The organism is Nonomuraea sp. LP-02, assembly GCF_036289125.1.
Taxonomy (GTDB): domain Bacteria; phylum Actinomycetota; class Actinomycetes; order Streptosporangiales; family Streptosporangiaceae; genus Nonomuraea; species Nonomuraea bangladeshensis.
In genome coordinates this window covers 15521-34110 of the sequence record NZ_JAXCLK010000002.1, presented here as the reverse complement: position 1 = coordinate 34110, position 18590 = coordinate 15521, and the positions used below count along the sequence as shown (strand labels likewise).

General features: G+C 69.3%; 19 protein-coding genes. 7 read left to right on the top strand and 12 right to left on the bottom strand.

Going from position 1 to position 18590, the window contains the following annotated elements; all coding sequences use genetic code 11:
- Nucleotides 1-87: 87 nt before the first annotated feature.
- The 6 genes from SMD20_RS43415 to SMD20_RS43390 form a co-directional block, all read right to left on the bottom strand.
- The gene (locus SMD20_RS43415; protein WP_329592966.1) at nucleotides 88-1014 is read right to left on the bottom strand and encodes an ABC transporter substrate-binding protein; all 927 of its coding nucleotides are present in this window, start codon (nucleotides 1012-1014) and stop codon (nucleotides 88-90) included.
- Nucleotides 1015-1132: 118 nt separating this feature from the next.
- Nucleotides 1133-1936 carry an ABC transporter ATP-binding protein gene (locus SMD20_RS43410; protein WP_329592963.1) on the bottom strand — a complete coding sequence of 268 codons (804 nt, stop codon included), beginning with the start codon at nucleotides 1934-1936 and terminating at the stop codon, nucleotides 1133-1135.
- A gap of 21 nt (nucleotides 1937-1957) precedes the next feature.
- Entirely contained in the window at nucleotides 1958-2773 is an 816-nt protein-coding gene (locus SMD20_RS43405) for an ABC transporter permease (protein WP_329592962.1), read from the bottom strand.
- Entirely contained in the window at nucleotides 2770-3654 is an 885-nt protein-coding gene (locus SMD20_RS43400; protein ID WP_329592961.1) for an ABC transporter permease, read from the bottom strand. The genes SMD20_RS43405 and SMD20_RS43400 overlap by 4 nt, the downstream gene beginning before the upstream one ends.
- A gap of 25 nt (nucleotides 3655-3679) precedes the next feature.
- A complete protein-coding gene (locus SMD20_RS43395) occupies nucleotides 3680-5323 on the bottom strand; it encodes a thiamine pyrophosphate-binding protein (RefSeq protein ID WP_329592959.1) in 1644 nt (547 codons plus the stop codon).
- A complete protein-coding gene (locus SMD20_RS43390) occupies nucleotides 5323-6132 on the bottom strand; it encodes a cyclase family protein (protein ID WP_329592958.1) in 810 nt (269 codons plus the stop codon). Before SMD20_RS43390 ends, SMD20_RS43395 begins: the two co-directional genes overlap by 1 nt.
- A gap of 127 nt (nucleotides 6133-6259) precedes the next feature.
- Between SMD20_RS43390 and SMD20_RS43385 the strand changes: the two genes are divergently transcribed.
- The gene (locus tag SMD20_RS43385) at nucleotides 6260-7228 is read left to right on the top strand and encodes a LysR substrate-binding domain-containing protein (protein ID WP_329592956.1); all 969 of its coding nucleotides are present in this window, start codon (nucleotides 6260-6262) and stop codon (nucleotides 7226-7228) included.
- A gap of 336 nt (nucleotides 7229-7564) precedes the next feature.
- Here the strand turns inward: SMD20_RS43385 and SMD20_RS43380 are convergent, their stop codons facing one another.
- Nucleotides 7565-8335, bottom strand: coding sequence for an IclR family transcriptional regulator (locus tag SMD20_RS43380; protein WP_329592954.1), 771 nt, complete (start codon nucleotides 8333-8335; stop codon nucleotides 7565-7567).
- Between the two features lie 102 nt (nucleotides 8336-8437).
- Between SMD20_RS43380 and SMD20_RS43375 the strand changes: the two genes are divergently transcribed.
- Genes SMD20_RS43375 through dmpG form a run of 3 tightly spaced genes read left to right on the top strand, consistent with a single transcriptional unit; the run spans nucleotide 8438 to nucleotide 11153 of the window.
- Nucleotides 8438-9232: a 2-keto-4-pentenoate hydratase gene (locus SMD20_RS43375; protein WP_329592952.1), complete on the top strand. Its 795-nt coding sequence runs from the start codon at nucleotides 8438-8440 to the stop codon at nucleotides 9230-9232.
- The gene (locus SMD20_RS43370) at nucleotides 9229-10125 is read left to right on the top strand and encodes an acetaldehyde dehydrogenase (acetylating) (protein ID WP_329592951.1); all 897 of its coding nucleotides are present in this window, start codon (nucleotides 9229-9231) and stop codon (nucleotides 10123-10125) included. Before SMD20_RS43375 ends, SMD20_RS43370 begins: the two co-directional genes overlap by 4 nt.
- Nucleotides 10122-11153: a 4-hydroxy-2-oxovalerate aldolase gene (dmpG, locus tag SMD20_RS43365; protein WP_329592949.1), complete on the top strand. Its 1032-nt coding sequence runs from the start codon at nucleotides 10122-10124 to the stop codon at nucleotides 11151-11153. Before SMD20_RS43370 ends, dmpG begins: the two co-directional genes overlap by 4 nt.
- A 350-nt stretch (nucleotides 11154-11503) precedes the next feature.
- On the opposite strand, the gene SMD20_RS43360 is transcribed toward dmpG, so the two are convergent.
- The 3 genes from SMD20_RS43360 to SMD20_RS43350 are packed head-to-tail and all read right to left on the bottom strand — an operon-like array spanning nucleotide 11504 to nucleotide 13291.
- Nucleotides 11504-12358 (bottom strand): haloalkane dehalogenase, encoded by an 855-nt coding sequence (locus tag SMD20_RS43360; protein WP_329592947.1) that lies wholly within the window; start codon nucleotides 12356-12358, stop codon nucleotides 11504-11506.
- Between the two features lie 19 nt (nucleotides 12359-12377).
- Complete coding sequence (locus SMD20_RS43355; RefSeq protein ID WP_329592946.1) at nucleotides 12378-12818, bottom strand: hypothetical protein; 441 nt, start codon at nucleotides 12816-12818, stop codon at nucleotides 12378-12380.
- Nucleotides 12819-12877: 59 nt separating this feature from the next.
- The gene (locus SMD20_RS43350; RefSeq protein WP_329592945.1) at nucleotides 12878-13291 is read right to left on the bottom strand and encodes a nuclear transport factor 2 family protein; all 414 of its coding nucleotides are present in this window, start codon (nucleotides 13289-13291) and stop codon (nucleotides 12878-12880) included.
- 108 nt (nucleotides 13292-13399) lie between these two features.
- Between SMD20_RS43350 and SMD20_RS43345 the strand changes: the two genes are divergently transcribed.
- Nucleotides 13400-13939, top strand: coding sequence for a MarR family winged helix-turn-helix transcriptional regulator (locus SMD20_RS43345; protein WP_329592943.1), 540 nt, complete (start codon nucleotides 13400-13402; stop codon nucleotides 13937-13939).
- A 406-nt stretch (nucleotides 13940-14345) separates the two neighbouring features.
- Nucleotides 14346-14834, top strand: coding sequence for a hypothetical protein (locus SMD20_RS43340; RefSeq protein WP_329592941.1), 489 nt, complete (start codon nucleotides 14346-14348; stop codon nucleotides 14832-14834).
- A gap of 127 nt (nucleotides 14835-14961) precedes the next feature.
- Here the strand turns inward: SMD20_RS43340 and SMD20_RS43335 are convergent, their stop codons facing one another.
- Both SMD20_RS43335 and SMD20_RS43330 read right to left on the bottom strand, forming a co-directional pair.
- Entirely contained in the window at nucleotides 14962-16932 is a 1971-nt protein-coding gene (locus SMD20_RS43335) for a sensor histidine kinase (RefSeq protein WP_329592939.1), read from the bottom strand.
- 43 nt (nucleotides 16933-16975) lie between these two features.
- Complete coding sequence (locus SMD20_RS43330) at nucleotides 16976-17560, bottom strand: TetR/AcrR family transcriptional regulator (protein ID WP_329592937.1); 585 nt, start codon at nucleotides 17558-17560, stop codon at nucleotides 16976-16978.
- 95 nt (nucleotides 17561-17655) lie between these two features.
- Between SMD20_RS43330 and SMD20_RS43325 the strand changes: the two genes are divergently transcribed.
- Complete coding sequence (locus tag SMD20_RS43325; protein ID WP_329592936.1) at nucleotides 17656-18537, top strand: NmrA/HSCARG family protein; 882 nt, start codon at nucleotides 17656-17658, stop codon at nucleotides 18535-18537.
- The last annotated feature ends 53 nt before the right edge of the window (nucleotides 18538-18590 follow it).

Sequence of the window (18590 nt, the reverse complement as noted above, 5' to 3'; positions counted from 1 at the left end):
CCTCCGGCGGGCCGCGCCCGTGAGGGCGTGGCCCGCTCTGGTGGCGGGGGTTGCGGGGCGTTCGTCAGCGAAGCCGACGAGGGGTGCTCATTTGACGTCCTGATAGAGGTCGCTCGCGTCGAAGGAGCCCTTGATCAGGCCGACCTTGACCATCAGGTCGACGACGCTCTGGACGCCTGCGGCGTCGTAGTCGACCTGGTACTGGGGAAGCCGCATCTTGGCGGCGACTTCCGCGCTCATCTTGGTGTACTTGGGCATCATCGCCGTTGCCACGCCGTGCGGGTCCGCTTCGATGTCGGCGACCGCCTTGGCGAGCGCGGCACGGAAGGCCGCCACCGCGCCGGGCTGGTCCTTCAGGAACTTGGCGGACGTCGCGAACAGGCCCTGCGGCCCCTTTTGGGAGGCGACCAGCCGGATGTCGAGGTTGGCCTGGGTCGCGCTGAGGGTCGGCTCGGTCTGGAAGATGCCGTCGACGTCGCCGGCCTTGAGGGCGGCGGCCATGTTGGCCTGCGGGATCTCCACGTAGGTGACACTGCCGGGGTCTAGACCCTCCGCCAGCAGCACACCTCGGAACCAGACGTCGCCGACGGAGCCCAGCGACGGGGTCGCCATCTTCTTGCCGACCATGTCGGCCGGCTTCTCGATGTCGGAGTCCGCCAGGACGTAGAGGCCGGACGCGTACTCCTCAGTCCCTGCGATCGCGGGAGCGGCGATGGTGACCGGAATGCCGGAGGACCGGGCGGTGATCAGCGAAGGGTAGGACACCAGGGCCAGGTCGGTACTGCCGGAGACCAGGGCGTTGATGGTGGTGGCGCCGTTCGCGGCGGGCCTGAGCTCGACGTCGAGGCCCTCGCCGGCAAAGTAGCCCTTGGCGATCGCGTCGTACACCGGCAGCGAGTCGCCGACCGGAGGGATCGAGAGCGTGACCTTGGTGGGGCCATCGGCTGACGCGGGGGCGTCGTCGCTGCCGCACGCACTGGTGGCGCTCGCCAGCAGCAGCGTGAGCGCGAGCACGCCAGATAGTCGCTTGGTACGCAGGTTCATGGGTGTGCTCCTTCGAAGTTGCTTCGTCGCACGTGGCAGGGAAGGTCTCGGGCGCCGGGTGGGGATGACCCGCGCCCGGCGTCGTCCGTCAGTGAGAGCTTTCTGCGGTGGACAGGCCACCGGGACTCGCCTGTCGGATCAGTCGGGCCACCTCGCTTCTCGTCTCGACGAACGACGGGTTCTCGCGGGTGCGGATCTGGTCCCGCGGAAACGCGAGCGGCACCGGGACGTCGGCCGTCATGACGGTCGGCGCCTTGCTGAGCGACAGCACCCGGGTGCTGAGGTAGACACTTTCGTCTACGTCGTGGGTGACGAAGAGGATCGTCACGTCGAACTGCTCTCGGACGCGGAGCAGCAGATCTTCGAGATCGGAGCGGGTCTGCGCATCGACGGAGGCGAACGGCTCGTCCATCAGGAGGAGCTCCGGTCGCATCGCCAGCGCCCGGGCGATGGCGACACGCTGCTGCATGCCGCCCGAGAGCTGCCAGGGGTACTTGTCGGCTACGTCGGCCAGGCCGACCGCGGCCAGCGACTCGGCAGTTCGTGAACGCCGCTCGGCCTTCGCGACCCGACCCAGGAGAGGGAACTCCACGTTGGCGCCGACGCGTCGCCAGGGAAACAGCGACGCCCGGTAGTCCTGGAAGACCATGGCGAGTCCTCGGGGCACGCCGGTGATCACTTCCCCCGACAGCGCGATCGTGCCGTGAGTGGGTCGGAGCAGACCGGAGAGGGTGCGCAGCAACGTGGTCTTGCCACAGCCGGACGGGCCGACGATCGAGGCGAACTCGCCGCGCCGGACCTCGAAGTTGATGCCGTCGAGAACCGTCTGGTCGCCCTGGCGAGTGCGATAGGTGTGTCGGAGGTCTTCGACCTCCAGGAGTGCGTGGGACATCGCGGAGCCTTTCGGGCCGGGTCAGTCCTGGACTGACATCTGAAGGCGGTGCCAGCGAAGGACGCCGGCCTCGATCCCCGCCAGGACGAGGTTGGACAGGTAGCCGAGCAGCGACAGGGCGACGATGAACGACCACATGGGGAGGAACTGGAAGGAACGCTGGGCCTGGGTGAGACCGAACCCGATGCCGTCAGAGGCCGCGACCAGCTCCGAGGCGATGAGCAGGATGATGCCCAGCGATGTCGAGACGCGGATGCCGGCGAAGAGGCCCGAGCTGGCCGAGGGCAGGATCACCTGGAACAGGACGCGCACCCGTGACACCCGCGCCACACGAGCCGTCTCGACATAGCCCTCCGGCACTCGCCGTACGGCGCTGTAGGTGTTGAAGAGGACCGGCCACACGGCACCGAAGGCGATCAGCGAGACCCGCATCGTCGTCCCGGTTCCGACCAGGACGAGCGCCAGTGGAAGCAGCACCGGCCCCGGGAGGGCCCGCATGAAGTGCAGGATCGGCTCGACGATGTGGGCGACGACCGGGATCCGGCCGAGGAGCACTCCGAGCGTGATGCCGATCGACCACGCGATCAGGAGGCCGATGAGGAGCCGCTCGAGACTCGGTGTGATGTCGACGAAGAAGGCGTCGGTCACGATGCCGCCGGACAGCCCGTCGGAGAACCACCGCTCCCGCAGGTCGTCGAAGATCTTCAGCGGTGTGGGGAAGAACAGTGATGCGGAGCGCGCCGTCGCGAGCTGCCACGCGAGCAGCAGCAGGGCCGCGGCGCCCCAGCCCACGGCGATGCGAAGGACGCGTTCGTTGCTCTTGACCGAGGTGTTCACGAGTCCTCCCGGTGTGCCCAGCCGGCGAAGCGGCGCTCGAGTGCGGTGACCACGGCGTTGACCAGGAGCCCGAGTGCTCCGGCGATGACGACACCTGCGCAGACGGTGTCGATCCCTCCCGGGAGCATGCTCTGCTGGAGCAGCCAGCTGCCGAGCCCGTCGCGGCTCCCCCCGATGAACTCCGCGCCGACGCACAGGATGAGCGCCACGGAGGCAGTGATCCGCACGCCGGTCAGCACCGAGGGCACGGCGGAGGGCCATACGACGCGGAGGGCGACCGTTCGCTGTGACCAGCCGAACGAGCGCGCAGTGGCCCGCGCCGTGCCGTCCGTGGAGTGAACGCCGTGAATGGTGTTGATGAGCAACGGCCAAACGCACCCGAGGGCCACCACGACCGCCTTCATCTCCAGTCCCTGACCGGCCACGAGCACCAGCAGAGGGACCAACCCGACAGGCGGCAGTGGCCGGAGCAGCTCGACCACGGTGGCGGTGGCCGCGTGCAACCGATCGGAGAGGCCGAGCACCAGTCCCGCCGGCACCGCGATCACCACGGCCAGGGAGTAGCCGGCGAAGGCCGCCCACAGCGTGGCGCCGATCTGGCCGAGGAAGGTCGGGTCGCCGAGGAGCTCGGCCGAGCTCGCCAAGGTCGTCGACGCGGCGGGTAGCACGTCGCGGGGCAACAGGTCGTACCTGGCGACCACCTCCCACAGGGCGAGGAAGCCCAGAACCCCTGCCACGCCGCGTGCCGCGATGATGGAGCGTTCGATGATTCGGTCACTGCGAAGCACCCGCCCGCGAGGGCGCGTGTTGCCGTCGCTGGTACGTGGGGTCACGCTGACGGTCTCGGTCGCGGTCAGCGCTGCCGGCTGCCTGCTCTCCATGTCTCCTCCAGACCTCGCATTCGGCTCAGTGGCCGAACGCCTCCTGCAGCCACCACGAGCCCTCGCGCGAGAGCACCTTGGCGTCGATGATCATCGGGCGGCTCGGACCGGACGAGATCCAGTCCTTGACCGGCGCGAGGTCTGCCACCTCCCGGACGGTGATCGCCTCGCACCCGTGGCCACGCGCGATCGCGGCGAGGTCGCTGTCGGGGAAGACCACGGCGTCCAGTGGCGGGCCGTCGAATCCGAAGTGGTGCACCTCGGCGCCGTACATGGCGTCGTTGTAGATCACCACGAGAAGGGGCACCGCGAGCCGGACCGCGGTCTCGAGCTCGGTGATGCCCATCAGGAATCCGCCGTCCCCCACGCCGACGACGGGCAACCGGCCAGGTTGGGCGAGCGCGGCGCCGAGGCCGGTGGCCAGGCCCAGCCCGACCGACTGGAACGCCTGGGTGAAACAGAAGCCGTACTCGTCAGGGACGTCGAGGTACATGCTCGGGTAGCCCAGGAAGTTGCCCGAGTCCACCGACACGATCCGCTCGCTGGGAAGGAGCCGGTTGAGCTCCATCGACAGGGTGCGGGGATCGATCCGCCCGTCGGCCGACTGGTCGGTGAAGTCCACCTGGTTCCAGCGCAGCGAGGAGCGGATGCGTTGACCCACCTCGGGCGTGCGGTAGCCGCGACGGTCACCGCCAACCGTGTCACCCAGGGCTGCCGTGGTGGCGCGAGCGGTTTCTGCGACGCCGCCCCACAGGCCCAGGTCCACGTCGCGGTTCCGGCCGATGGCCTCAGGATCGATGTCGACCTGGACGACCTTGGCGTGCTCGCCGATCAGCTTCCCGTGCCGCATCGTCCACATGTTCAGCGCGCATCCGAAGCCGACCACGAGGTCTGCGCCGCTGACGAGCTCGGCGGTCAACGGAGAGCTGAAGCCGCCGGACACGTCGATGCCCCAGGGGTCGTCGTTGAAGAGTCCTCGCGCGACGGCAGACGTGGCGAGCAGCGCGCCCGAGGCGGCCGCCAGCTCCCGGAGCGCTTCCTTCGCGCCATCCCCCCGGCTGCCGCGCCCCGCCACGAAGACCGGTCGCTCGGCGGACTGGATCAGCTCGACGAAGCGAGCGATGTCCTCGGGCGCGGGCTGGGGCAACCCGAGGGGGCCGAACGTGCGCCGGCGCGCATGGGCCGGCAGCTCCATGTCCTGGACGTCGATGGGAACGTTGAGCACCACGGTGCGCTGCTGGTGCTTGCAGGCTGCGTAGGCGCGGGCGACGTCCACCAGAGCCGTTTCGGGCGAGCGCACGCGCATGGCGAGCGCTCCGGCGCCTTCGGCCATGCCGGCCTGGTCGATGAAGAAGTTGGAGGTGGGCTCGGTCGCCTCGGCGGTCAGGACGAGCAAGGGTGTCCTGCTCTTGGCCGCTTCGGCGATTCCGGTGAGTGCATTGGTGTATCCGCAGCCCTGATGGAGCGAGAGGACGGCGACCTCGCCGGACATCCGGGCGTAGGCGTCGGCCATCGTGGCTGCTCCACCTTCGTGGCGGGCCGCGACGAATCGGGCGCCGTGCTCCATGAGCGCGTTGGTGTAGTGGAAGTTGCCGCTACCGACCACACCGAAGGCAACCCGGACCCCGAGGTCGGCGAGCTGCTCGCCGATCGCCTCACGAACCAGCATCAGTTCACCTCCGAGACGTTGCCGGGAACCAGCGCGAGGACGCGAGCAGGGCTGCCCGATCCGCCCACGATGGGGAGCGGGGCGACCACGATCAGCGTGCCGGTCAGGGGGAGGAGGTCGAGGTTCTGCAGCTGGGTGACGCCGTACTTGCCCGCGCCGAGGAGATAGGTGTGCACGGGAAAGGCCGGATCGAAGCCGAAGGCCTGGCCGGCGTCGGTGCCGACGGTCTCGACACCGAACCCGACGATGTCGGTCTCCTCGGCGAGCCACCTGGCGCATTCCGGCGTCACCCCCGGGGTGTGCGGTCCGCGGTCGTCGGCGTTCAGGAACAGGTCCTGGTCGTGGGACCGGGTGGCCCAGCCGGTGCGGTAGAGGAGCCAGCCCGCCGGCAGCGCTCCGTGCGCGCGTTCCCACGCCTGCACGTCCTCGACGGTGAGCAGGTAGTCAGGGTCCTGCGCGACCTCGGCGGTCCTGTCGATGACCACGGCGGGCCTGACCAGGCGCTCTGCCGGCACTTGGGAGACGTCGCCGTGCTCGATGCCGGTCACCCAGTGGCAGGGCGCGTCGAAGTGGGTGCCGACGTGCTCGCCGGTGTGGATGCCGTTCTGGTAGGAGGTCTCGCCGCGCTCGTCGTACCTGGCGAGCTCTTCCAGCTCGAAGCGCGGGATGGGGGCCATCCCCTCGGGGAGAGGGAGGACCGGAGTCGACGAAGAAAGCCGCGCTGTCAGATCGACGACGGTGACGGCGCCGGACGCGAGGGCGTCGCTCCAGTTCGAGGGCTGGGGGGCCGGAGAAGCCGGAGGATTCATGCCGAGAATCCTGCGCGTGGTGAGACGCGGACCACCAATGCTAAACCAGGCCTAGGTATAACTCCCAGGGTATGCCGGCGCCCCACGGTATACGCTCACGACATCGACGGAGAACTGGAGCGAGGTCATGGTGGTGGAGGCCCAACAGCCGTTCGGCGGTCGACTGAAGCTGCGCCATTTGATCCTCCTCGTGACGATCGCCGACGAAGGGTCCTTCGTGAGGGCCGCCGAGGCCCTCTACGTGTCCCAGCCGGCAGTCACGCGCAGTGTCCGTGAGCTCGAGGACCTCATCGGCATGGCCCTGTTCGTGCGCGGGCCTCGGGGTGTGCTCCCCACGACCGCCGGGGAGATCCTGATCGAACGGGCCAGATCGGCGCTGGGAAGCCTTCGCCGAGCCTCCGAGCAGATCGAGGAGGTACGCCACGGAGGCGCCCGGCCACTACGGGTGGGGACCAACCTGGCCGGCGCCTACGCGTTGTTGCCTCAAGCCGTCGTCGCGGTCAAGCAGACGCATCCCGAGATCTCGGTCTCCGTGGTGGAAGGCACCGCGGAGGTCCTGGCCGCCAGCTTGCGGCGGAGTGAGGTCGACCTGCTGGTGGGCCGGCTGGACTCCGGAACCTACAGCGGGGCCCTTCACCACATCAGGCTCTACGACGAGGCCGTGCGGGCGGTGGTACGCCGTGGCCACCCCGCGCTGTCCGCGACACCGCAACTCGCCGACCTGTTGTCCTATCCGTGGATCCTGCCCCTGCAGCCGAGCACCTTGCGGACCGAACTCGACGAGATGTTCGCGACCGCCGGCCTCAAAGCGCCGCGCGACATCACCGAGTGCTCCACCCTCCTGACTTCGCGCGAGATCGTCCTGCAGACCGATTCGATCGCGCCCCTGCCCATGCTCATCGGGGTGCGCGACGACTTGCTGGACATGCTTCCGCTTCATCTCGACACCGTCCCCCGCGCGATCGGCATCACCCTTCCTGCGGACCGCTCGGTGAGCCGCGAAGCGCGAGTGCTGGTGGATGCGCTCACCGAGACCGCCCGGCTGCTCGCGGCGGAGCTGCGAAGCGCCGCGCGGAAGTCCCATCGACACGCGTGAGGGCGCGTGGCACCGCACGCGATCTTCCGACGTCCTTCCCGGAGGTGGAGGGCGAGCATCGAGACCTCCGCGTGTTCGCGGTCGGCGCCGGTGAGGACACCATGGCGGCGTAAAGATCCGGTCGTTGGCCGTAGTCACAGGCGAGGGCGAGGTAGACCGGCTGCTTGGGGCCATTACCTTCATGCAGCGCCGTAGAACCTGCCCAGCCTCGTTGGTCCGCAGTCGCGGCGCCGTTGCGTACTTGATGATCTGGTCGTGATGGCGGGCGATGAGGTCCTCGGCAGCGGGCCTTCGATCCGGCTGCTCGGCGGGTCGTGCCAGGCGTGCCCGGTGAGATCAGGTGTGTGGCGTCTCGCCCTGGGCACCGAGAGCGCGGGAAAGGGCCAGCGCGGCGGTGCGTACGGCGGGGGCGACCCGGGCCATCCGCATGGTGGAGCTCCACCCAGAGACCGATAGCGCGCCCAAGGCGGTGCCGTCTGGAGCGAGGACGGGGCTGGCGGCACAGACGATTCCGGCCCCCGATTCCTCGCGGTCGAACGCGACCCCTTCAGTACGGACACGGTCGAGCTGGCGGGCGAGAACGCCGGGCGCGATGACACTGCGTTCACTGATCCGGGGCAGCTCTTGCTGCAGTACCGCCCGTACGGTCTCCGCGGGCGAGAAGGCGAGGATGGCCTTGCCCACCCCCGTCACTGGGGCGGGGAACCGCCCGCCCACCCGGGAGGGCAGGGTGGGGCCGCCCGGTGTGGGGAGAATCTCGACGTAGACGACTTCGTGGCCTTCGAGCACGGCGAGGTGCACGGTCTGCCGGGTGGCCTCCCGCAGGTCCGTCATGTACGGCAGGGCGGCGTCGCGGAGCACGCGCTGGCGGGGCACCCGCTGCCCGATCTCGAACAGTCGCAGGCCGAGCCGCACCTGCCCGCCGTGGCGTTCAAGCAGTCCGGCCTCGGCGAGACCGAGCGTGATGCGGTGCACGGTCGACTTGGGCAGACCGGTGCGGCGGGCCAGCTCGGACGCGCCGAGGTCGCCGTCGTCGGCGCGGAAGGCGGACAGCACGGTGGCGACACGCCGGAGGAACGATCCCTCATCGGTGACCTGGGTGGACATACCGACACTTTACGGTTCCCGTTCCGTCTCACGGGACGCCGTCGTTGCCGGTGGACGGGTTGTCGCGACAGGGTGCTGCCGAAACTTCGAAAGGGAACAGCCATGGACACCGGTTCCGTGGAGAAGGCGGCGGCCGCGTTGCTCGACGCGTACGCGACCGGCACGCCGATTCCACCGCTCACCACGACCTACCCCGGCCTGTCGATCATCGACGCCTACACGATCCAGCTCGCCCAGGTCCGCGAGTGGACCGCGGCGGGCGCCGTGGTCAAGGGCCACAAGGTCGGCCTGACCTCGGCGGCGATGCAGCGGCAGCTCGGGGTGGACCAGCCGGACTTCGGCCATCTGACGGACGCCATGTTCTTCCAGGACTCCGCCCCGATCGACTCCGGGCGCTTCCTGCAGCCGCGAATCGAGCCGGAGATCGCCTTCGTGCTGGGACGCCCGCTGTCGGGCCCCGGCGTGACCACCGCTGAGGCGGTGGCCGCCGTGGACTTCGTCCTGCCCGCCCTGGAGATCATCGATTCGCGGATCGCGGACTGGGAGATCACTCTGCCCGACACCATCGCCGACAACGCCTCCAGCGGCGGCGTCGTGCTCGGCACCCGGCCGGTCCGGCTGGACGGTCTCGACCTGGCTCTGACCGGCTGCCTGTTGTACCGGGGCGGGGTGCTGGAGCAGACCGGCGCGGGCGGGGCGGTGCTCGGCTCCCCGATCAACGCGCTGGTCTGGCTGGCCAACGTGCTCGGCGAGCGCGGGGTGAGCCTGGAGGCCGGGCATGTCGTGCTGCCAGGGTCGGTCACGGCGTCGATCCCCGTCGGCCCGGGCGAGACCGTCACCGCCACCTTTGCCGGCCTCGGCCCGGTGACCGCGATCTTCACGGGGGCGGCACGATGAGCAGGCTGAGCGCGGCGATCGTGGGACCCGGGAACATCGGCACCGACCTGCTGGTCAAGCTGCTGCGCAGCGACGTGATAGAGATCCATTCGATGGTGGGCGTGGATCCGGCCTCCGACGGCCTGGCCCGCGCCAGGGATCTCGGTGTGACGGCCTCGGCCGGCGGGGTCGACTGGCTGCTGTCCCAGGACGCCCTCCCCGACCTGGTCTTCGAGGCCACCTCCGCCAAGGCGCACCTGGCCAACGCCCCGCGCTACGCCGAGGCCGGGATCACGGCGATCGACCTCACCCCCGCCGCCGTCGGGCCGTTCGTATGCCCGCCGGTCAACCTGAACACCCTGTCCGACGCGCCCAACCTCAACATGATCACGTGTGGTGGACAGGCGACCATCCCGATCGTGCACGCCGTCTCCCGGGTGGTCCCGGTCTCCTACGCCGAGATCGTGGCCTCGATCGCCTCCCGTTCGGCGGGCCCGGGCACGCGGGCCAACATCGACGAGTTCACCGAGACGACGGCCCACGCCATCGAACAGGTCGGCGGCGCCGCCAAGGGCAAGGCCATCATCATCCTCAACCCGGTGAAGCCCCCCATGATCATGCGGGACACGGTGTTCTGCGCGATCCCCGAGGACGCCGACACGGCCGCGATCAGTGACTCGATCCACGAGATCGTCTCCGAGGTGGCCACGTACGTGCCCGGGTACGCCCTGCGCGCCGAGCCACAGTTCGACCCGCCGCGCGACATCTGGAACGGCATGGCCCGCGTCGCGGTGTTCCTGGAGGTCAGGGGCAACGGCGACTACCTGCCGCCGTGGGCCGGCAACCTCGACATCATGACCGCCGCCGCCGCCCGCGTGGGCGAGCAACTCGCCCTGGGGAAGGTGACCGCGTGACCGGCACACCCGACAAGATCAGGATCACCGACTCCACCCTGCGCGACGGCAGTCACGCGATGGCCCACCGCTTCACCGAGGAACAGGTACGCGGCGTCGTGCACGCCCTCGACCAGGCCGGCGTGGAGGTCATCGAAGTCAGCCACGGCGACGGCCTCGGCGGATCCTCCTTCAACTACGGCTTCTCCCTCGAAGACGACGTCAAGCTGGTGGCCGCCGCGGTTGACGAGGCGAAGAACGCCAACATCGCCGTACTGCTGCTGCCCGGCCTCGGCACCGTGGAGGATCTGAAGAAGGCCCGGGCCGCCGGGGCCTCGGTCGCCCGGATCGCCACCCACTGCACCGAGGCCGACGTCTCCTTGCAGCATTTCGCCGCCGCCCGCGAACTGGGCATGGAGACCGTCGGATTCCTCATGCTGTCCCACCGGGTCGGCCCTGCCGAACTCGCCAAGCAGGCTCGGATCATGGTCGACGGCGGCGCGCAGTGTGTGTACGTCGTCGACTCCGCCGGAGCCCTCGTGCTCGGCGAGGCGCAGGCCCGCATCAGCGCGCTGATCGCCGAGATCGGGCACGAGGCTCAGGTCGGCTTCCACGGCCACCAGAACCTCTCGCTCGGCGTCGCCAACTCGGTGCTGGCCACGCAGAACGGCGCCCGCCAGATCGACGGCGCCCTGTGCGCGCTCGGCGCCGGAGCCGGCAACTCTCCCACCGAGGTGCTGGTCGCCACCTTCGAACGGCTCGGCATCCCCACCGGTGTGGACGTGCAGGGTGCGCTGGCCGCCGCCGAAGACGTCGTCAAGCCGTTCCTGCACCGCCTGCCGTTCGCCGACCGCTCGGCGATCACGCAGGGCTACGCCGGGGTGTACTCGAGCTTCCTGCTGCACGCCGAACGCGCCGCCGAGCGGTACGGCGTACCCGCCCACGAGATCCTCCAGCGGGTCGGCGAAGCCGGATACGTCGGCGGCCAGGAAGACATGATCATCGACGTCGCCCTCCAGCTCGTCGCCGAACGCGACCGAGCCACCTGATGGAACGGAGAGAGGGCCCCGGGACGCTCTGTGCCCTGGGAGCCCTCTCGTGAGGGGACCACCGGAATACGGCGCCGACGGGCAGCCGATTCCCGGCCAGAGGTTCTGGGCGACGTTCGTGCAGGTCCACGTGCGGTCCGAAAACGCCGACCTTCCTGGACGCTCTAGGGACCAGTCAGGCCGCGGCCCGGCTGATGCTCACCCCGGATGGGAATCCCCTGAACGCCGGGATCCCGCCCGATCGCGATGATCAGACGGGATCCCGGCGGCTTCAGTCCAGCCCTTTCAGGGAACAGCTCCTTGCGCGTCTCGACTCTCCGCCGGCTCGAACGGCTTCCTGATGGGGCGGGCTATCGGAGGTTCTGCTGGTCCAGCCAGGTGGCGATCGCCGCCGCGATCGCTTCAGGCTGGTCCTCCGCCGCGTGGTGCCCGGCTGGGCCGCAGTGTTCGACCTGCAGTCCCGCGACGTTGTCCTTGCACCAGGCGGCGACCTCCGGAGTGATGAGCAGCGTGGGTGAGGAATCGAAGGTGAGCAGGAGCTTGGGGACATCCCGGCTGTCGGCCAGCCAAGTTCCGTATGCGCTGATCTTGGCGGTCACATCGGCGGGGTCGCCGTCGATCGGCAGCGACCGGGTCCAGTTCAGCAGGGGGCGGCGACTCTCTCGAGTGGGGTACGGCAGGCGGTACACGTCGAGGTCCTCGGCGCCGAGCGGGTTCAGCACTCCCCCGGTGTAGGCGGCTTCGACGAAGAAGTGCGTGTCGAGCACCAGCGCCTCGCCCTCGGCGGTCCGGAACCGCGCGGTGTGGGCGCGGGCCTGCTCGGAGAGTTCGCTTGAGTCGATCGGCCGCACGATCGTCTCGAAGAAGGCGACGCCACGCACCCTGCCGGGGTTCCGGGCCGCCCAGTCGAAGGCGAGCGAGCCGCCCCAGTCGTGGCCGACGAGCACGATGTCGTCCAGGCCGAGGGCGTCGAAGAAGGCGTCCAGGTAGCGGGCGTGGTCGGCGAACCGGTAGTCGCCGACCGGCTTGCCCGAGCAGCCCATGCCGATGAGGTCAGGGGCGATCAGCCGTCCCGCGCCGACCAGCGGGAGGATCGTGCGCCACATGTGGGAGGAGGAGGGGTTGCCGTGCAGGAAGAAGACGGTGGCTCCGCTGCCGTGGTCTTCGTAGTGAATCCTCGAGTCGAGGACGTCGATGCTGGGCATGATGGGCGCTTCCTTGTCTTCAGCATGCGAACAGCACGCCGTTGGCCCTGGCCAGGACGGTGTTGAGCACGCGGGCCGCGACGGTGAGGTCCTCGGCGGGCAGGTCGCCCCACAGCCCCTGGGTGATCGGGCCGAGCGCGGTGCGCACCTGCGTCCACTGCTGCTGACCGGCCTCGCTGACCTGCACGTCGCCGCCTTCGCCGCCATCCTTCAGCAGGCCCGCGGCGGTCAACTCGGCGATGCGCTCGGCCACGGACGCCTCGCTGAACTTGGTGGCCTTGCTGACCTTGCCGATGAGCTCGGCGCGGTCGATGGTCCCGCCGTTCACCGAGGTCAGCGTGAGCGTGACCCACTGGGGTTCGGTGATGCCGGTCCCGTCGAGCTGACGCTCCAGGATCGCGTTGAGGGTCTTCTCGGTCTGGCCGATGAGCGCGGTGCCGAAGGGCAGGGTGGGTGCCATGACTACATCCAATCCAGCGAAATAGAACGTTTGTCTGATTGACAGTCGGGCTTCGCGGATCAGCTCGCGCGGGTCCAGAGGGGGGTGATCCGCTGCTCACGGAATCGCCAGCCCGCCGGCGTCCGCACCGCGATGCCCCCCATGCGCAGACCGCCGGTGAAGTGGGGCGCCTGGCCGTCGCGGTAGTAGAACACGAGCGAGTAAGCAGAGACGGCAGCCTCATCGCCGTCGATCTCCGCCAGCAGGTCAGTGGTCAGGTGCTGGGCCTGCTGCCCCTCGACCTCGCTCTTGCGCATGAAGTCGATGACGTTGTCGATGCCGCGCAGTTCGCCTCCACGGGGCGAGTGCACCGCCACGTCGTCGGCGAAGACAGTGTGCGCATCCGCCCAGCGCTTCTCATCGAGCAGGCGGGCGAAGCGGGCGAACAGGTCGGCGATCTCGATGCGGTCGGCGACCGCGGTGTACGTGGACATAGCGTCCTCTTTCATTAGTTGGCTTAACGTTTATGTGGCGAACGTTTGTTACGCGAACGAATGTACATCGTTAGTGGGACGAACGCAACAGGAGGTAGGATCGGCGACATGACCAGCAGAGCCGACGCCTCGGACATGCCGCACGACGGCGAGACGAAGACGCCGGACAGACTGCGCCGACGAGCCAGCCGCCTCCTGTCCGGCCTGACCGCACAGTCGGACCGGCTGGTGAACGAAGGACTGGCCGAGGTCGACGCCCGCAAGTGGCACTACGCCGTGCTGGCCTCGTTGCAGGAGCACGGCCCGGGCAGCCAGGCGACGCTGAGCCGGCGCACCGGCATCTACCGCAGCGACATGGTCGGCGTACTCAACGAACTGGCCGAGCGCGACCTCATCGAACGGACGCCGGATCCCGATGACCGCCGCCGCAACGTCATCACGATCACCGCCCGAGGCCGCCAGCGCCTGCGCCGCCTCGACCAGGTCCTCGACGACCTCCACGACGAGCTGCTCGCCCCGCTCACTCCCGCCGAACGCGACCAGCTCGTCCAGCTACTCACTCGCCTGCTGGACCACCACATGCGCGCACCGGAGCCCCGGTCTCCTAACCCCCGCCCTCCTGCCCCTTCTATGGCCGGCCCCAGGTAGAGATCAATGCCGGCATCCCTATGCCCCCGAAATGTCCAGGGCTGTGCCGTGCAGGCGCTTGACGTGCAGTCTGATCACGCACCGGCGCTTCTCGGAAGGTCCCTCGCTCCAGCAGAAAATCTTGATCACGATGTTGGGTCGCCGCTGAGGTGTCGGGATTAGAAGATTTGGCGACAGGATTTTCCGACAGGAGAATCGGGGCCCAGCCCGTCCCGAGGAGAGCCCGTTGCAGATCGTCTGCTCCCGCGTCTCCACCGCGGCCCAGGGCCCACTCGTCTTCAGCTTGGGCGAGATCTGCCTGTCACGTTTGTTAACGGCACCCCAAGGAGCCGGGAGTCGGACGGGCGAAGACAGCTCGGAGAGAATGGCCTTCGTGCTTTCTCCCCGTGCCTCCGTGCTTCGCCGGATGAAGACCCTGGCAGTGCTGGAGTCCGTCAACATTCCGCTGCTCGCCGGGGTGCTGACCGGCATACTGGGCATGCCCTTGACCGTAGCCAACTCGGCAGGGCTTGTGCTGGTCCTGCTCGTCATGGCTGAGGGCGGCGTGTACTGGTGGTTGAAGAGCGCCCAGCTCTCTTCGCGAGCTCCCGTTCCGGCAGGGATGGCGACGTATCGCAGGATCTCTCGGATCAACGTCGGCCTGCTGGTGGCGGGGGCCGTCGTGGTAGGTGCCAGCCTGGTCATGGGCGCGTCCGGCGCACAGGTCTGGCCGGGGGCGGCGCTGTGGGTGTTCGCGCTGTTGGAGCACGTGAACTACTTCCATCTGCAGCTCATGCATGACACCCGCGCCGACCTGGGCCGCTTGGTGAGGACTGGCCGTCTGCGTCGCTCGCATCTGGCGCGCGACATGGCCCGCGTTTCCAGGGGACCACGGGTTGGAAGCCTTCGAGAATGAGGGGCATCCCCCAGCCCCCGCTGTTGCCAACGCTCGCCGTCCGCAACCACCTGCCCGCGATCGTCGCCAAGCTCAACACGCTCAACCGCGCCGATGCCGCTCGCCTTGCCATCGAGTCGGGGTGGATCTAGGCGGGGACCCAGGAGCGCGTCGGCACCGTCGCGGCCAGTTCGAACCACTCGCCGTCCCGGGCCAGGTCCAGCCGCCCGTCCAGCTCGGCCAGGCGCGTGGTCAGGTTGCCCATCCCGGCCGAGCCGCGGCGGATCGGCTTGGCCTGCGCGCCGTCGTTGCGTACGGCCATTCGTACGTCGCCGTCGCGTTCGTTCGTGCTGATCGCGCAATGGCGGGCGGAGCTGTGCCGCAGCACGTTGGTGACCGCCTCGCGCAGCACGGCGCCGAGCGTGGTCTCCACCTCGGTGCCGAGCATGCCGTGACCGAGTTCCAGCGTGACCTCGATGCCCGCGGCCGCCAGCACCGAACGCACTGAGTCGGCCTCGCCCGCCAGCGACAGCCTCCCCCGCTCGCCGGAGACGGTCCGCAGGTCGCTCATGGCCTGCTCGGTCATGGCCAGCACGTCGTCCAGTTCGGCGCGGGCGCGTTCGGGTTCCAGCCGCCTGGCCAGCTCGCTCTTGAGCAGGATCGCCGCCAGCGTGTGCCCGAGCAGGTCGTGCAGGTCACGCGCGGCCCGCAGCCGCTCCTCCACCACCACCGACCTGGCCAGCCCGTCCCTGGCCGCGCTCAGCTCCCGGTCCAGCCGCGCCAGCGTGAACAGGCCGTAGATGACCAGCCCTGTCACGAGCGTGCTGACCGTGTAGTTCACCACCAGCGCGTACGGCAGGCCGATCACCAGGCCGGCGGCCCCCACCACCGCCATGACGGCTGCCACCAGCGGCACCGCCGCCCTGAGCCGGAGGGCCAGCAGCAGCGGCCCGGTCAGGAACCCGGTCGTCACCAGCCAGGCCTGCTCGAACACCGGGATCGGGGCGAGCGCCAGCACGCCCATGACGATCAGTGCGATCGGATGCCTGCCCTCGATCGAGCGCAGGTGGATGACAATGATGACGGCCAGCAGCGGAAGAGGCCACCACGAACCGGCCAGCAGCAACGCCTTGGCCGAGAATCCGACCAACACCGCCGCGAGCACCGCCGTCGACAGCTTGATGGACAGGGCGGGCGGGTCCGGCAGCGTGGTGCCGGGCAGCGCCACCTCCACGAGGACCTGGGCGTTGTCGTCGACGCCGACGGCGAGCGTGCCACCGGCCGCCGCGACCTGGGCGGGGAGGTCGGCCAGGAACTCGTCCGTGGCGCTGGGGGTGCCGTCGTGGGCGATGCTCAGCCGTACGGTGGCGTCTTCCGTGGCTGACTCGATCACGCAGCGCGAGGCGGCGCGGCGCCGGACGATCTCGGTCACGGCCTCACGCAGGACAGTGGCCAGCAGCGTGCCGGCCGGGCCGAGCGGTTCCGCGTGCCGCATCCGCACCTCGGTGGCGACTCCCGCGGCGATCAGCATGCCCTTGGCGGTGGTGAGTTCAGGGGCCAGCGACATCGCGCGACAGCCGACGGCGGCGGCCCTGGCCTCGCTCAGCGAGTGCCGGGCCGATTCCACGTCAGGCATGCCCCTGCGGGCGCTGGCCGCGATCGTGTCGAGCGCGGCGCCCAGGCTCTGGTTGAGTTCCGCCGCGATGCGGAGCTGTTCCTCGGCCGCCGCGGTCATCGCCAGCGACAGGCGAGCGGCGGTCACTTCCTGGATCCGGTCCAGCATCGTGGCCAGGCCGTAGACGATCAGGGCGATCAGGACCATGCTGATCACCGGGTCGGCCGGTCCCAGCAGCAGCGCGCTGCCCATCACCACGAGGGCGAGCGGCCAGGACCTGGTCAGCAACAGTGAACCGGCGACGAAGCCAAGGATGCCGACCGAAGTGTCGAAGGCGAACACGGAACCGTAGGCGGCGGCGGCCTGCAGCACGATCAGCCACCAGGACCGGCGCCGGATGAAGAGCACCTGAAGGCCGAGGACTGCCAGGGCCAGGGGTGACCCGGCTATCGCGTAGACGCCTGCCAACCCGGCCAGCACCAGCAGGACCGTCACTTTGCCCACGTTTGCACCCACGTACCGTTCCGATCCTCCTCAAGTGTCGTCATCAAGAGTCGGTTGCGGGGCGCATCCCGTCGATGCCGAAGGACAACAGGCGCTCGCCCTGTGCGGGCGATGTCTGTTCCCCGGCCCAGGCGACCGCGTTGATCAGGGCGTAGAGGTCTGAGGCGGTGGCATCGCCGCGCACGGTTCCGGCGGCCTGCGCGCGATTGAGAAGCTGCTCGCCGGCGGCGAGCACCGCTTGGCAGGCGGCATGCAGTTGCGAGGTCTCATCTTCAATGCTGCGCATCAGCGAGGTCGCCAGCCCTCGGTAGACCATGGTGTGCACCATCGCCGCGCGCGCCCAGATGATCAACGCCTCCCCCGCGGACGGGTGATCGAGGAGATCCCGGGCGGTGTTGGACAACGTTCGCATGCGGTCGCGCAGCAACGCCTCCAGAAGAGCCTGCCGGGTGGGGAAGTGACTGTAGAGCGTGCCGTTCGCCACTCCGGCGCGCCGGGCGATCTCCTCCAGCGAGGCTTCGACGCCATGTTCGGTGAAGACCGTGGCCGCTTCAGCGAGCAGACGTTCGTAGTTGCGGCGCGCGTCAGCGCGCATCTTGCGCTGCGGCGCCGGGCCGGTGGTCGTCATGGGCGCTCCCGAATTGCCAAGTTGAGACTGCCTCAATATATTTCTTGAGACAGTCTCAGCTTACCGCTGCCTGCATACCCGTCGAAAGGTCCCTGGTGAACACTGCCGACAAGCCCATCCTCGTGACCGGTGCGACCGGACGCCAAGGCTGCGCCACCGCCGCTCATCTCCTGACCGCCGGCCGGCCGGTACGCGCCCTCGTCCGCGACCCGGACTCTCCGGCCGCCCAGACGCTGAGAGCCCAAGGCGCCGAACTGCACGCCGGAGACCTCGACGACCCCGGCTCGCTCGTGGCGGCCGCTGCCGGCGCCCACGGCATCTTCGGCGTCACGCCCGACGACGATGAGGTCGAACGCGAGATCCGCCGTGGCCGTGATCTCGCCGACGCCGCGGCGGCAGCCGGCGTCTCCCATTTCGTGTTCGCCTCGGTCGGCGGGGCCGACCGGGGCACCGGCATCCCCTACTGGGAGAGCAAATGGCAGATCGAGCAGCACGTACGCGCGCTCGGCCTGCCCGCGACGATCCTGCGGCCGGTCCGATTCATGGAGAACCACACCATTCCCGGACTGCCCCTCGGCGGTATCGTCAACGGCGAGCTCACGCACCTGTTCGACCCGGAGACACCGGTGCAGCTCATCGCCGCCACCGACATCGGCGCCCTGGCCCGCCTCGCCTTCACCCGCCCGCAGGAGTACATCGGACAGGCGATCGAGATTGCCGGCGATGAGCTGACCCCCAACCGGACGGTGGAACTCATCAGCCGCAGCATCGGGCGCGAGATCACCTACCGGCAGGTCTCCATCGACGGCATCGGACTGGGCCAGGAGGCGGAGCGCGCTTTCGCGGACGAGCGCGGTCTGTGGAGAGCCGACATCACGGCGCTCCGCGAACGCCACCCCGACCTGCTGAACTTCCAGGCATGGCTCCAACACGGCGGGGCCGAACAGATCCAAGCCCTGTTCGCCGGGGCTCACTAGCGCCGCCCTCCGCGCCATACGGCGCCCGAGTCGGCCGCAGCGCGGGCGTCAAC

What these genes read in the sequence shown, in the direction of transcription:
- SMD20_RS43350 (WP_329592945.1), bottom strand. Translation starts at nt 13,291, where the DNA reads ATGTCCACGTACACCGCGGTCGCCGACCGCATCGAGATCGCCGACCTG.
- SMD20_RS43355 (WP_329592946.1), bottom strand. Translation starts at nt 12,818, where the DNA reads ATGGCACCCACCCTGCCCTTCGGCACCGCGCTCATCGGCCAGACCGAG.
- SMD20_RS43360 (WP_329592947.1), bottom strand. Translation starts at nt 12,358, where the DNA reads ATGCCCAGCATCGACGTCCTCGACTCGAGGATTCACTACGAAGACCAC.
- SMD20_RS43340 (WP_329592941.1), top strand. Translation starts at nt 14,346, where the DNA reads ATGAAGACCCTGGCAGTGCTGGAGTCCGTCAACATTCCGCTGCTCGCC.
- SMD20_RS43345 (WP_329592943.1), top strand. Translation starts at nt 13,400, where the DNA reads ATGACCAGCAGAGCCGACGCCTCGGACATGCCGCACGACGGCGAGACG.
- SMD20_RS43395 (WP_329592959.1), bottom strand. Translation starts at nt 5,323, where the DNA reads ATGCTGGTTCGTGAGGCGATCGGCGAGCAGCTCGCCGACCTCGGGGTC.
- SMD20_RS43370 (WP_329592951.1), top strand. Translation starts at nt 9,229, where the DNA reads ATGAGCAGGCTGAGCGCGGCGATCGTGGGACCCGGGAACATCGGCACC.
- SMD20_RS43380 (WP_329592954.1), bottom strand. Translation starts at nt 8,335, where the DNA reads ATGTCCACCCAGGTCACCGATGAGGGATCGTTCCTCCGGCGTGTCGCC.
- SMD20_RS43375 (WP_329592952.1), top strand. Translation starts at nt 8,438, where the DNA reads ATGGACACCGGTTCCGTGGAGAAGGCGGCGGCCGCGTTGCTCGACGCG.
- SMD20_RS43410 (WP_329592963.1), bottom strand. Translation starts at nt 1,936, where the DNA reads ATGTCCCACGCACTCCTGGAGGTCGAAGACCTCCGACACACCTATCGC.
- SMD20_RS43385 (WP_329592956.1), top strand. Translation starts at nt 6,260, where the DNA reads ATGGTGGTGGAGGCCCAACAGCCGTTCGGCGGTCGACTGAAGCTGCGC.
- SMD20_RS43330 (WP_329592937.1), bottom strand. Translation starts at nt 17,560, where the DNA reads ATGACGACCACCGGCCCGGCGCCGCAGCGCAAGATGCGCGCTGACGCG.
- SMD20_RS43400 (WP_329592961.1), bottom strand. Translation starts at nt 3,654, where the DNA reads ATGGAGAGCAGGCAGCCGGCAGCGCTGACCGCGACCGAGACCGTCAGC.
- SMD20_RS43390 (WP_329592958.1), bottom strand. Translation starts at nt 6,132, where the DNA reads ATGAATCCTCCGGCTTCTCCGGCCCCCCAGCCCTCGAACTGGAGCGAC.